The 12121-nt window shown below is 56.0% G+C and carries 11 protein-coding genes; 10 read left to right on the forward strand and 1 reads right to left on the reverse strand.

Annotation, left to right across the window (positions count from 1 at the left end; genetic code table 11):
• The first annotated feature begins 188 nt into the window (after nucleotides 1-188).
• A complete protein-coding gene (locus AACY26_RS20960; protein ID WP_339516907.1) occupies nucleotides 189-1529 on the forward strand; it encodes an alanine/glycine:cation symporter family protein in 1341 nt (446 codons plus the stop codon).
• 121 nt (nucleotides 1530-1650) lie between these two features.
• Nucleotides 1651-2151: a thiol peroxidase gene (tpx, locus tag AACY26_RS20965; RefSeq protein ID WP_339516909.1), complete on the forward strand. Its 501-nt coding sequence runs from the start codon at nucleotides 1651-1653 to the stop codon at nucleotides 2149-2151.
• A gap of 102 nt (nucleotides 2152-2253) precedes the next feature.
• On the opposite strand, the gene AACY26_RS20970 is transcribed toward tpx, so the two are convergent.
• Nucleotides 2254-3249, reverse strand: coding sequence for an aldo/keto reductase (locus AACY26_RS20970; protein WP_339516911.1), 996 nt, complete (start codon nucleotides 3247-3249; stop codon nucleotides 2254-2256).
• Nucleotides 3250-3370: 121 nt separating this feature from the next.
• Between AACY26_RS20970 and AACY26_RS20975 the strand changes: the two genes are divergently transcribed.
• The 8 genes from AACY26_RS20975 (at nucleotide 3371) to AACY26_RS21010 (ending at nucleotide 11946) form a co-directional block, all read left to right on the forward strand.
• A complete protein-coding gene (locus AACY26_RS20975) occupies nucleotides 3371-4288 on the forward strand; it encodes a LysR family transcriptional regulator (RefSeq protein ID WP_339516913.1) in 918 nt (305 codons plus the stop codon).
• Between the two features lie 102 nt (nucleotides 4289-4390).
• Nucleotides 4391-5083: a response regulator transcription factor gene (locus tag AACY26_RS20980; protein WP_339516916.1), complete on the forward strand. Its 693-nt coding sequence runs from the start codon at nucleotides 4391-4393 to the stop codon at nucleotides 5081-5083.
• 2 nt (nucleotides 5084-5085) lie between these two features.
• Nucleotides 5086-6438 carry a HAMP domain-containing sensor histidine kinase gene (locus tag AACY26_RS20985; protein ID WP_339516918.1) on the forward strand — a complete coding sequence of 451 codons (1353 nt, stop codon included), beginning with the start codon at nucleotides 5086-5088 and terminating at the stop codon, nucleotides 6436-6438.
• A 128-nt stretch (nucleotides 6439-6566) separates the two neighbouring features.
• On the forward strand, nucleotides 6567-8795 hold the full coding sequence (locus AACY26_RS20990; RefSeq protein ID WP_339516920.1) for a TonB-dependent siderophore receptor: 2229 nt from the start codon (nucleotides 6567-6569) through the stop codon (nucleotides 8793-8795).
• Nucleotides 8796-8887: 92 nt separating this feature from the next.
• Complete coding sequence (locus AACY26_RS20995) at nucleotides 8888-9784, forward strand: alpha/beta hydrolase (protein WP_339516921.1); 897 nt, start codon at nucleotides 8888-8890, stop codon at nucleotides 9782-9784.
• Entirely contained in the window at nucleotides 9781-10071 is a 291-nt protein-coding gene (locus AACY26_RS21000) for an iron transporter (protein WP_339516923.1), read from the forward strand. The genes AACY26_RS20995 and AACY26_RS21000 overlap by 4 nt, the downstream gene beginning before the upstream one ends.
• Nucleotides 10068-11606, forward strand: coding sequence for a PepSY-associated TM helix domain-containing protein (locus AACY26_RS21005; protein ID WP_339516924.1), 1539 nt, complete (start codon nucleotides 10068-10070; stop codon nucleotides 11604-11606). The genes AACY26_RS21000 and AACY26_RS21005 overlap by 4 nt, the downstream gene beginning before the upstream one ends.
• Before the next feature lies 1 nt (nucleotide 11607).
• Nucleotides 11608-11946, forward strand: coding sequence for a DUF3325 domain-containing protein (locus tag AACY26_RS21010; protein WP_339516926.1), 339 nt, complete (start codon nucleotides 11608-11610; stop codon nucleotides 11944-11946).
• Nucleotides 11947-12121: the final 175 nt, after the last annotated feature.

Genomic DNA, 12121 nt, shown 5'->3' on the forward strand with positions numbered 1-12121 from the left:
GGTAGCATCCCAGTCCATCAATGTGCCGTAGCACTTTGACACAACTAGGTTGCTGCAACGTTTGTCGGCTTTACGTGACCCGTAACATCGACCTGTTGTCAGCATAGACAGTGGCGCTTATCGGCGGCATGTCCTGATTATCAGCCCGGTAACAGCTGGCGCTGAACAACAAAAAAAAGGAGCTAGCGATGGAGTTCATCAACAATCTGGTCAACCAGGTTAACGGCCTCGTCTGGGGGCCACCGATGTTGGTGTTGATCCTCGGCACAGGTCTTTTCCTGATGCTGCGTTTGAAGTTTATGCCGCTGACCCACATCGTCACAGGCTTCCGCCTGATGTGGCGTGGCCGCACCAAGGGTGAGGGCGAAGTCGGCGAAATCACCCCATTCCAAGCATTAATGACCACGCTTGCAGCGACTGTCGGTACCGGCAACATTGCCGGTGTGGCGACGGCTATCTTCCTGGGTGGCCCGGGTGCGCTGTTCTGGATGTGGTGTACCGCTCTGGTGGGCATGGCCACTAAATACTGCGAAGTGGTGCTGGCTGTTCACTACCGTGAGAAAGACTCACGCGGTGCATTTGTCGGTGGGCCAATGTATGCAATCAAGAACGGCCTGGGCAAGAAGTGGGCCTGGATGGGCGCGGCCTTTGCCATCTTTGGTGGCTTTGCCGGTTTTGGTATCGGCAACATGGTTCAGGTCAACAGTATGGCCAGCGCCATGCAAGAGACGTTCAACGTGCCGCCGCTGGTTACCGGTGTTGTCAGCATGGTGCTGGTGGGCCTGGTGATTCTGGGGGGCATCCGTCGAATCGGTAAGGTTGCCGCTTCGCTTGTTCCTTTCATGTGTGTGGCCTACATCATCGCGGCAATTGTGGTGTTGGTGGTTAACGCAGCGGCAATTCCGGCTGCATTCGACCTGATCATCACCCACGCCTTTACCCCAATTGCTGCAACCGGCGGTTTTGCGGGTGCTGCGGTAATGGCGGCGATTCGCTTTGGCGTGGCGCGCGGTATTTTCTCCAACGAAGCCGGTCTTGGTACTGCGGGTATCGCGCAGGCTGCCGGTACCACTGATAGCCCGATTCGCTCTGGCATGATCGGTATGCTCGGGACTTTTATCGACACCCTGGTTATCTGCACCATGACCGGCCTGGCAATTATTTGCTCGGGCGTATGGAGCAGCGGTGCCAGCGGTGCGGCATTGTCTGCAGCGGCATTTGACTCGGCCATGCCGGGCATTGGTGGACCGATTCTGACCATCGCCTTGGTGATCTTCGCGTTTACCACTATCTTGGGTTGGAGCTACTACGGCGAGCGTTGCTGGGAATACCTGATGGGCACCAAAACCATCCTGCCGTTTCGCCTGATCTGGGTCTTGGCTGTACCTTTCGGTGCAATCGCCCAACTGGATTTCGCATGGCTGGTGGCTGACACTCTCAACGGCTTGATGGCACTGCCTAACTTGTTGGCGCTGTTGCTGCTGAGCCCAGTAGTGGTGAAGCTGACCAAGGAGCATTTCAGCAAGTAGAACTTGGTTAAACCCCACTGATTTTGTGGGGTTGATGCCTGATAAAAAGCCTCGCAATCGCGAGGCTTTTTTATGTGTGACATGTTTTACTGATGCTTTAACAACCAAGAGGATCATTGTAATGACTCAAGTAACCTTGCGTGGCAATCCTGTAGATGTAGCAGGCAACTTGCCTGAGGTGGGCAAACAGGCTCCGGCTTTTACTTTGGTGGGTGCAGGTCTGGCTGATGTGAGCCTGAGCAGCTTGGCGGGTAAGCGTAAAGTGCTGAACATTTTTCCAAGCGTCGACACCCCGACCTGCGCCATGTCCGTGCGTAAATTCAATACAGAAGCCAGCGCGCTGGAAAACACCGTGGTTGCCTGCATTTCCGCCGACTTGCCGTTTGCCCAGGCTCGCTTCTGTGGCGCTGAAGGCCTGGAAAATGTAGTGAACCTGTCGACAATGCGTGGCGTCGAGTTCCTCAAGGATTATGGCGTGGCATTGACCTCTGGCCCATTGGCCGGCGTCGCTGCCCGTGCTGTTGTGGTTCTCGATGAGAATGACAAGGTGCTGCACAGTGAGTTGGTGTCCGAAATCGGCAGCGAGCCGAATTACGAAGCTGCGATCGCCGTACTCAAATAATTGCGCTTCACCCGCCAAGCCTTGGTGGGTTGCCAGCGTTGGAACAAAAAGACCGCAATCAATCCGATTGCGGTCTTTTTTTGCCTGGCTCGATTGGCTAGGTCACAACGTCAGCATGGCCATCGATTCGGCTCCATAGCGATCACCGGCAGCGGCTTGAGCAGGGAAGATGCTGTTGAGGGCTGAGAGCTCGGCAGGACTCAGGCTGATCTCCAGCGCCGCAATGTTTTCTTCAAGATAACGCCGGCGCTTGGTACCGGGAATCGGCACAATGTCATTGCCTTGTGCCAACACCCAAGCCAACGCCAGTTGCGAGGCTTTGACGCCTTTGTCCTTTGCCAGCTGTTCAACCTGGGCAACCAGCTGCAGGTTCTTGGCAAAGTTGTCGCCCTGAAAGCGCGGGCTGAAACGCCGGTAATCGTCTTCGGCGAAATCATCAGGGCTTTTCAAGGCGCCGGTCAGGAAGCCCCGACCCAAAGGGCTGTAGGGCACAAAGGCGATGCCCAGTTCGCGGCAGGTCGCCAGTACCTGATTTTCTTCCGGATCACGTGTCCATAATGAGTACTCGCTTTGCACAGCACTGATGGGATGAGTCTGGTTGGCGCGCTGCAGCGTGGCTGCTGAAACTTCACTGAGGCCCAGGTAGCGAACCTTACCTTGTTGGACCAAATCCGCCATTGCGCCAACGGTATCTTCAATGGGCACATTGGGATCGATACGGTGCTGGTAATACAGGTCGATATAGTCGGTCTGCAAACGCTTGAGACTGCCCTCGACTGATGCCCGCACATAGTCGGGGTGGCCACTGACGCCGCGCACATGCGGGTTACTTGGATCACGCAGCAAACCAAACTTGGTGGCGATAAAGGCATCATGGCGTTTGCCTGCCAAGGCCTGTCCGAGCAAGGCTTCATTGGTGTGTGGGCCATAGGCATCTGCTGTGTCGAAAAGATTCAAGCCAAGCTCAAGGGCGCGGTGCAGCGTGGCGATTGATTCAGATTCATCTTGATTGGTTACATAGAAATCGCTCATGCCCATGCAACCTAAGCCGATTGCCGATACCTGCGGGCCCTTGCGTCCGAGTTGACGTGTTTTCATCGGTTGAACCTCGTGTGAGTGACTGTGCGATCAGTTTGGCTGTTATCCATTACTAGATAAACTGGCTAAAATTGGATTTACTATTTAGAAAATAAAAATAATAAAGGTGCGTCAGGCCGCTATGGATCGAGTTTTAGCAATGCAGGTTTTCAGCCGGATCGTTGAACTGGGCGCCTTTGGCAAGGCGGCCGACAGCCTGGGCTTGCCCCGCGCAACGGTCACTCAGTTGATCAAGCAGCTTGAAACCCATTTAGACGTGCAACTGCTGCAACGCACTACACGTCAAGTCCGCGCAACCCTGGACGGACAGGCCTATTACCAGCGCTGTGTGCACCTGTTGGCTGATATCGAAGAGGCCGAGTCGTTTTTCTCGCAGACTCGCAATAACCCACAAGGCCAACTGCGTATAGACTTGCCGGCATCACTGGGACACAGGGTGATCATTCCAGCGCTGGCGCAATTCTGCGTGCGCTATCCCAAGATAGAGTTGATTGTCGGCTCGACCGACAGGCCGGTGGACCTGGTGCGCGAAGGTGTCGATTGCGTGGTCAGGGCCGGGCAGATCCACGACATTAGCCTGGTCGCCAGGCCGCTGGCACAACTGCCGCAAATAACCTGTGCCAGCGCTGAGTACCTGAGTCGTTTTGGCACGCCGCAGAGCATTGCAGAATTGGCTGAGCACCGCGCGGTCAACTATGCCTCGGCACTGAATGGACGGGTGTTTCCTTTCGAGTTCCAGGTTGCGGGCAAGGTGCTTGAAATCGCTCAGCCAGGCATTGTCACCGTAACCAATGCCGAAGCCTATGTGGCGGCCTGCGAAGCTGGGCTGGGCATCATCCAGGCGCCGTATTATCACCTGCATGATCAACTTGCTGATGGCAGCATGGTCGAGATACTCAGCCAGCACCGTCCGCCTGCGATGCCACTGACCGCGCTGTATCCGCCGCATCGGCAATTGTCCAGGCGGGTCAGGGTGTGGGTTGATTGGCTGGTGGAACTTTTCTCGGCAGATCAGTGGGCGATTGCGCAGGATAAATAGCCGGGCACTCTGTTCAGCCTTGGTCGATGTTCAAGTCATTGAAAATCTGGCATTATCGCAACTGGTTATTATTTGCGTTTGATTGCTATGGCTGGCGACACAATGACACCTCACATTTTAGCGATTGAAGATGATCCGGTGCTGTCCGTACATCTGCACGAGCATTTATCCAGTCGCGGTTTTCAAGTGACCCTGCATGGCGATGGACAGGCTGGCCTGGCGCAGGGCTTGGCTGAACCCTTTGATTTGGTCTTGTTGGACATCCTCTTGCCCGGTCTTGACGGCCTGGAAGTCTTGGAGCAATTGCGTCACCACAGCAGTGTACCGGTGATCCTGATGTCGGCGCTTGGTGCCGAGCAGGACCGTATCGCAGGTTTTACCCAGGGCGCCGATGACTATTTGCCCAAACCTTTCACTATGGCTGAATTGGAGGTGCGCATCGCCGCAATCATGCGTCGTGTGGCGTATGAGCGCGGCTATCGACAAGTCGCCAAAATTGCGCCAACCCTTGAGCTTAGCCAACAGCACAATGACGCACGCCACAAGGGCAAATGGGCACAATTGACCGCGACCGAGTTTCGTCTGTTGGAGTTGCTGATCGATAATACCGGTGAGGTGCAGAGCAAGGCATTCCTTTATCAACACGTGCTTCACCGCGCCTATTCCCAACATGACCGCAGCCTTGATATGCACATCAGTCATGTGCGCCGCAAACTCTCGGCCATCGGCTATCTGAGCGGGAAGCTGCAAACAGCCTGGGGCAAAGGCTATGTATTCGAACTCGACCAGCACTGAATATGCCAGGCTCATACCCGCTGTTCTGGCGTCTTGCCGCGCAACTGCTTGGCGTGTGTATTCTCATCGCGTGGGGCGCTTGGTACTGGAGCGGCTTTATCGAGCAGCGCACGGCTTACCTGAGCAGCGCCGCGCAGCAACAACTTCATACCTACGCTCATGAAGCGCAACAAGCTTGGCTAGATGACGGCGCTGATGGCGTCGAGCGTTGGGTCGAGCAGATGGCCGCCCTTGAGCCCGGCATCTGGGTGGCGGTGATAGGTCGTAATCTGGAGAGCCTGGGGCGCGAGCCTTTTACCGCCGAAGAGTTTTCCCATTTGCGCCGGTTGCGCATCGTTGACGGGCCCATGAGTCAGCGGGTCAGGGGCCTGCCGTATATCGGCATTCCCTTCACAACGGCCGAGCAATCCGATCAGCAAGGCCAGGTGGTTATCCAGTTACCGCGGCGCTTTGTGCCTGAGGGCTTTACCTGGTCGATGCAGGTTCTGTTGCAGGGCGTGGTGCCTGCGATATTGGCATTGCTGCTGTGCTTGCTGATTTACCGCCAGGTGATCGCTCCCTTGGGGTATTTACTGGAGCAGGTCAATGCGCTGGGCGACGATAACCTTGCCGCCAGGGTTTCGCCCAAGCTAAGCCAGCGCCAGGACGAACTGGGCAGGCTGGGCCGGGCCTTTGATCGCATGGCTGAGCGGCTCGACAAAACCGTATCGCTGCAACGCCAACTGCTGCGCAATGTCTCCCATGAATTGCGCACACCCCTTTCGCGCTTGCGTGTTGCCGGGGAGTGCGCAAATGACGTCGCAGAACTGCGCCAGCGCATGGAGCGAGAAGTGGAGTCAATGCAGGTGTTGGTCGATGACACCCTGGAGTTGGTCTGGCTAGACACCGAACAGCCGCAGTTTGAACATCAGGACATTGATGTAGCGGCCTTGTGGGACGTGCTCTGTGAGGATGCCTGCTTCGAAAGCGCCTGGGACCCGAGTCGATTGCGCTGCGAATTGCCTGAGAACTGTCGGGTGCGCGGTCATCTGAACAGCCTTGCGCAGGCGATGGAGAACATCTTGCGCAATGCCATTCGCCATTCACCGGCGCAAGGTTGCGTTTATCTGCGTGGACAGCGAGTGGCTGAAGGTTGGTTGCTGCATATCGAAGATGAGGGCGGCGGGGTAGCTGACGCCGAACTTGAAACCATCTTCCAGCCCTTTACCCGTTTGCAAGCTGCGCGGCCGGGGGGTGAAGGCTTTGGCCTTGGTTTGGCCATAGCCAGGGGCGCGGTGCGTCTGCAAGGAGGTGAGTTGTGGGCCGACAATGGCGACACAGGGCTTCGGCTTTGGTTGCAAGTGCAAAGTGTATAGATTGTAAATGATCTTTATTCTCTAACGAGAATCAATATCATCTCCGCCATCCAGTGCGCTGAGCCTAACGGTACTGACTGTTTGCAGCTCAGCTAGACGCACTTATTTGCAGGCAAGGAGAGATGTTGATGCGGTACCCCTCAAGATTAAATCACCTGACATTGGCTTTTCTGGCTATCAGTGGCCCGCAGGTTGGATTTGCTGCTGATTCAGAAAGCAATGCAAAGGGCACTGTACAGCTGCAGGACGCTTATGTACTGGGGACTGCCGAAGAAGAGCTGAAACAGGCGCCGGGCGTTTCGATCATCACTGCCGAAGACATCAAGAAGCGCCCACCAGTCAACGATCTCTCCGATATCATCCGCAAGATGCCAGGGGTCAACCTGACCGGCAACAGCGCGACTGGCCAGTATGGCAATAACCGTCAGATTGACATTCGTGGCATGGGCCCGGAAAACACCCTGATTTTGATTGACGGCAAGCCTGTCAGTTCACGTAACTCGGTGCGCATGGGGCGCAGCGGCGAGCGCAATACCCGTGGCGACAGCAATTGGGTGCCAGCCGCAGCGGTTGAACGCATTGAAGTCTTGCGTGGCCCGGCGGCGGCGCGATACGGCTCTGGTGCGGCGGGCGGTGTGGTCAATATCATCACCAAAGCCCCAACGCTTGAGCACAGCGGCCAGGTGACGGCTTACACCAACCTGCCCGAAAACGATGCCGAGGGAATGACCAAGCGTATCAACTTCAATATGGCCGGGCCTATTGTTGAAGCCTTGTCGTATCGCCTGTATGGCAACTTCAACAAGACCGATGCCGATGACCTGTCGCTCAATGAAGAGTTCGCCGCCAGCCCAACCGCAACGCCACCAGCCGGTCGCGAAGGGGTGCGCAACAAGGATATCAATGGCCTGCTGCGCTGGGACCTAGACCCACAACAAGTGCTTGAGTTTGAAGGTGGTTTTAGCCGACAAGGCAATATCTTTGCCGGTGACCGGGCTGTCAGCACCAATGGCACCGAGTTGATCAGCCAACTCGCCGGTGATGGAAAGGAAACCAACGTCATGTACCGCGAAACCGCAGCGGTAACCCATCGTGGCGACTGGGACTTCGGTACATCGCAAGTGGTGGCTTCCTACGAGAACACCCGTAATCGCCGCCTCAATGAAGGGTTGGCAGGTGGTCCAGAAGGCAGTATCACCACTTCTGACGACCGCTCGACATCCGAACTTAAAGCCTATCGCCTGGCAGGCGAGGTGAATATGCCGCTGCAAATCGGCCGGCCGCAGGTCTTGACGCTGGGCACGGAGCTCACCCGCGACGAATTGGATGATCCCTATTCGATGACCCAAAGCACCGGCAATGGCGGTGCTGTGCCCGGTGCCGACACAGGTGTGCGTTCGGGCAAGGCTGATGCCGACAATTACGCGGTATTTGCTGAAGATAACATCGAGTTGAGTGACCGCTGGATTCTGACTCCGGGCCTGCGCTTTGATCATCACAGCCAGTTCGGCGGTAACTGGAGCCCAAGCCTCAATACCACTTACAAAATCACCGATGCAATCTCGTTGAAAGGGGGTGTTGCCAAGGCATTCAAGGCACCCAACCTGTATCAGTCCAACACCAATTACCTGTACTACACCCGTGGCAACGGTTGCCCGGTTGATGCTCCGAGCCTGGGCGCTGGGTGCTATATACAGGGCAATGACGACCTGGATGCGGAAACCAGCATCAACAAGGAAATTGGCATCGTCTATGACAAGGCGGGCTGGAACGCTGGGATTACCTATTTCCACAATGACTACAAAGACAAGATCACCGCAGGTCTTGATCAAGTGGCACAAACCACCAGCAATGGCCGGGTTTTCCAATGGGAAAATGCCCCCAAGGCCGTGGTTGCCGGTTGGGAAGGCAGTTTGAATATCCCGCTGCTGGGTAATGAAGGCGAAATCCTCAGCTGGAACAACAACTTTACCTACATGATTGAAAACACCAATAAATCGACCAACGAACCCTTGTCGATTATTCCCGAATACACCATCAACTCGATGCTTGATTGGGCGGTCACCGACAGCCTGGATCTGTCCTTCAATATGAGTCATTACGGCAAACAGGAGCCGCGCAACCTGACCTCCCGTGGTGCGCAAGCGACTGGCGATGAGCTGAGAACCCGTGGCAGCTACAGCGTATTTGGCCTGACCGGTAACTATGAGTTGGATGAAACCTGGAGTTTCTCCACTGGCATAAACAACCTGTTCGACAAAGAGCTCAAGCGCGAAGCCAACTCCGGCGGTGAGGGTGCCAATACCTACAACGAACCGGGCCGCTCTTACTTCGCTTCGGTGACGGCGAACTTCTGATTACTGTGCTCCTTTGGCCGTCTTAACAAGCGGTTTTAACTCCGCCAGTGTTCCTGGCGGAGTTCTTTGCTTTGCGCGAGGACCTGGCTGTAATGAAATATCTGCTGCTGTTGTTATCCCTTCTGCCCTGGATGGCGCATGCAAAACCAGACTTGACCCGCGTCATGGGCGAGACCCTGGCTGAGCGTGGTTCGGATTTTTATACCTTTGAACATTTCGACCTGCCTTCCGCAGATGCCCAGCGCCACTACCGGGTTTACCTGGCAATCCCCAAGCAAGCTGCGCCGACTTCGGGTTATCCGGTGTTGTATATGCTCGACGGCAACGCCGCATTGGCGGCCCTCAAGGATCAATGGTTTAGCGCTTTGCCTGAAACGCCGCTGTTGGTGATGGTTGGCTATGCCGGTGAGCGGATGATCAATGCTCCAGCGCGTACGCTCGACTATACCCCCGCGCCACAAGCAGGCCAGCCCCTGGTTTTCCAGGGACGCATGGCGGGCGGGGCATCTGCATTTCTGCAACTGATTGAAAGCCGGATCAAGCCGACAGTCGAGGCCAACTATGTGCTGGATAAACAGCGGCAAAGTATTTGGGGGCATTCATTTGGTGGCTTGTTCGTACTCAACACCTTGTTTACCAAACCACAGAGTTTTAATCGTTACATCGCCGCCAGCCCATCGCTGTGGTGGCAGTCGGGCTTGATTCTTGAGATTGAAAAACAGCTCCCTGCTGATGTTCAAGCACAACTGCTGATCCTACATGGCGAGTTGGAAGGGCTGGCGCAAAAGGGCCGGGAGGTGCCCAAGGCGCGCTCGACGGCGATGCGCGCTGTGGGGGTTGATGCAGTACCCAAAATGCTCAAGCGCTTGGCAGCCTTCCCGGGCTTGCAGCTTGGCTATAAACAATTGCCGGGGCTAGGCCATGGCCCGATGTTGCCTGCGTCGATTCCATGGGCGTTGAAAGTCGCAACGGAGCCGCAGCCACAATGAAAGCTCAAGTCTTTAGTTGGCCGATGCTGTCACGGGTGGTCGCTGCGATATTTGCTGGCTACCTGTTTACCTACGCATTCACCGCCGCATTGGCGCAACTGCTGCCCGGCGAGCCGCGTGCGGCAATGACAATCGCAACCTGGCCAGCCTTCGTGGTTTACCCATTGGTGATTCTCTGGGCCTTCGCCTGCACGCGAGTGCGGCTGGTTTGGAGCGGTTTATTGCTGGCCAGCGGTGCCCTGTTAATCATCGGGTTTTGGCCGCATTTAATGAGAGCTTGGTCATGAAGGCGCAATCGTTAACTCAATCGATGTCGTGGTTACATACCTGGGTTGGGCTGGTATTTGGCTGGTTGTTGTTCGCTATTTTCCTCACCGGGACCTTGGCTGTATTCGACAAGGAAATCGATGTCTGGATGCGCCCCGAGGCGCCCGCGCATAAAGTCGATCAAACCCAGGCAGCGCAGCGGGCGATCGCTTATTTACAGGCCAAACACGCGGGTGCCAGTGCTTGGAACATCGGTTTGCCTACTGAGCGCTCGCCGGGTTTGACTGTGAGCGCTGGCGAGCAGCGGCGAGGCGGGCCGAGGCAATACCTGGATCCGGCAACAGCTGAGCCAGTGGCGGTGCGTGCAACGGCCGGTGGCGGACACTTTTTCCGCTTTCACTTCACCCTGAACATGCCGCGCAATATTGGTATCTGGCTGGTTGGCTTTGCCGCCATTGGTATGTTGGTCGCGCTGTTTAGCAGCCTGATCATCCATAAAAAGTTCTTTAAAGAATTTTTTACGTTCCGCCCGGGGAAAGGTCAGCGTTCATGGCTGGATGCGCACAACGCCACTGGCGTGCTGGTGTTGCCGTTCCACTTGATGATCACTTACACCGGGTTGGTGATTTTCTCACTCATTTATATGCCTGCCGCAGTTGATGCCCTGTTTGATGGCGATCGCCAGGCTGCTTTTGGCCGCGATCAGCATGAACATCGAGGCGCCGCTAAAGTGGCTGCCGTCACACCTGCCCAATTGACCGCGATCGGGCCGGTATTGGCGGAGGCAGAGCGGGTTATGGGTGAAATCGGTTCACTGTCTATCAGTAATCCAGGGCGTAGCGATGCCAGGATTGAAGCGCGTCCGGTACTGGGCAATCGAATCGAGCTGACCAAGGGCAAGAGCATGGTCTTCGATGGGTTGACCGGCAAGGTCGTAAAACAACCGGAGCAAAACAGTGGCGCCATTTTGTCTCAGCGGGTGATCGCTGGCTTGCATTTCGCCCAGTTCGGCGGTTACCCGATGCGCTGGTTGTACTTCCTTTGCAGCCTCGCCAGTTGCGCAATGATTGCCACCGGCCTGGTGCTGTTCACCGTTAAACGCCGGCGCCGCCATGATGCCGAAGGCCCCGTTGCGGCATGGCTGTATAAAGTGGCGGAACGGCTGAATGTGGCAATCGTTGCCGGTCTCAGCATTGCCTGTATTGGTTACTTGTGGGCCAACCGCTTGCTGCCTGTCGAACTGGAGGGGCGTGGTGCGTTGGAGGTACGGGTGTTTTTTGCGATTTGGCTGTTGAGCTTGGGCCATGCCTGTTGCCGTCCTTACATTCAAGCCTGGCGTGAACAGTTGGGCTTAGCGGCATTAATGTGCTTGCTCTTGCCGCTGCTCAGTAGCATGACCCTGGAAAACCCACGGGCAGAATCTATCCGACTTTACGTTGAAATTACGATTTTAGGCTGCGGTGCATTGTTGGCCTTTTGTGCCTGGCGCACAGGCCAGTCAAAGGCTCGTGTTGCGCCGCGTCGTCAATCTCCCGCTGCGGCACAGGTGCAATAAAATGCTGATCAACTTTTTTGCCGGTCTGTTACTGGTTTATTGCGCTATGACGGCCCTGTGCCTGGGGCTTGCGCGGCACTACAAAAATGTCTGGAAGCGTGAGCCTCACCCCTATGTCTGCCGCGCCTTGCGTGTTTGCGGCTGGTTGCTGTTGGGCGCGGGCTTCATGGCCTGTGTATCAAGCTGGGGTTGGGCAATGGGGCCGATTGGCTGGTTGGGGCAGGTCAGCCTGGCCGGTTTGCTACTGGTGATGAGCCTTCCTTATAAGCCAAAACTTGCCCTGACATTGCCTGTTATCACCGCGCCCATTTGGTTGTTGGCCTGGGCATTGCTGGGTTAGGACTTGTACGGTTATTGGGCTGGGTAAGGGGTTGAAAGCGCCAGTCTTTCAGCCAGATGCCCAGCCATTTACAGCGATTTAACCGGCCGGTTGGTCGCTGGCAGGCACAAACTGCAACAGACCGTAAGTAAATAGCTGGTAAAGAGGCTTTGCTTAGGCCTTAAGAGTGCTTATC

The sequence above is a fragment of the Pseudomonas sp. RL_15y_Pfl2_60 genome (genome assembly GCF_963970595.1).
Taxonomy (GTDB): Bacteria; Pseudomonadota; Gammaproteobacteria; order Pseudomonadales; family Pseudomonadaceae; genus Aquipseudomonas.

Excerpts from the sequence above, each read along its gene's own strand:
- AACY26_RS20960 (WP_339516907.1), top strand. The coding sequence starts at position 189 with ATGGAGTTCATCAACAATCTGGTCAACCAGGTTAACGGCCTCGTCTGG.
- tpx (WP_339516909.1), top strand. The coding sequence starts at position 1,651 with ATGACTCAAGTAACCTTGCGTGGCAATCCTGTAGATGTAGCAGGCAAC.
- AACY26_RS20970 (WP_339516911.1), bottom strand. The coding sequence starts at position 3,249 with ATGAAAACACGTCAACTCGGACGCAAGGGCCCGCAGGTATCGGCAATC.
- AACY26_RS20975 (WP_339516913.1), top strand. The coding sequence starts at position 3,371 with ATGGATCGAGTTTTAGCAATGCAGGTTTTCAGCCGGATCGTTGAACTG.
- AACY26_RS20980 (WP_339516916.1), top strand. The coding sequence starts at position 4,391 with ATGACACCTCACATTTTAGCGATTGAAGATGATCCGGTGCTGTCCGTA.
- AACY26_RS20985 (WP_339516918.1), top strand. The coding sequence starts at position 5,086 with ATGCCAGGCTCATACCCGCTGTTCTGGCGTCTTGCCGCGCAACTGCTT.
- AACY26_RS20990 (WP_339516920.1), top strand. The coding sequence starts at position 6,567 with ATGCGGTACCCCTCAAGATTAAATCACCTGACATTGGCTTTTCTGGCT.
- AACY26_RS20995 (WP_339516921.1), top strand. The coding sequence starts at position 8,888 with ATGAAATATCTGCTGCTGTTGTTATCCCTTCTGCCCTGGATGGCGCAT.
- AACY26_RS21000 (WP_339516923.1), top strand. The coding sequence starts at position 9,781 with ATGAAAGCTCAAGTCTTTAGTTGGCCGATGCTGTCACGGGTGGTCGCT.
- AACY26_RS21005 (WP_339516924.1), top strand. The coding sequence starts at position 10,068 with ATGAAGGCGCAATCGTTAACTCAATCGATGTCGTGGTTACATACCTGG.
- AACY26_RS21010 (WP_339516926.1), top strand. The coding sequence starts at position 11,608 with ATGCTGATCAACTTTTTTGCCGGTCTGTTACTGGTTTATTGCGCTATG.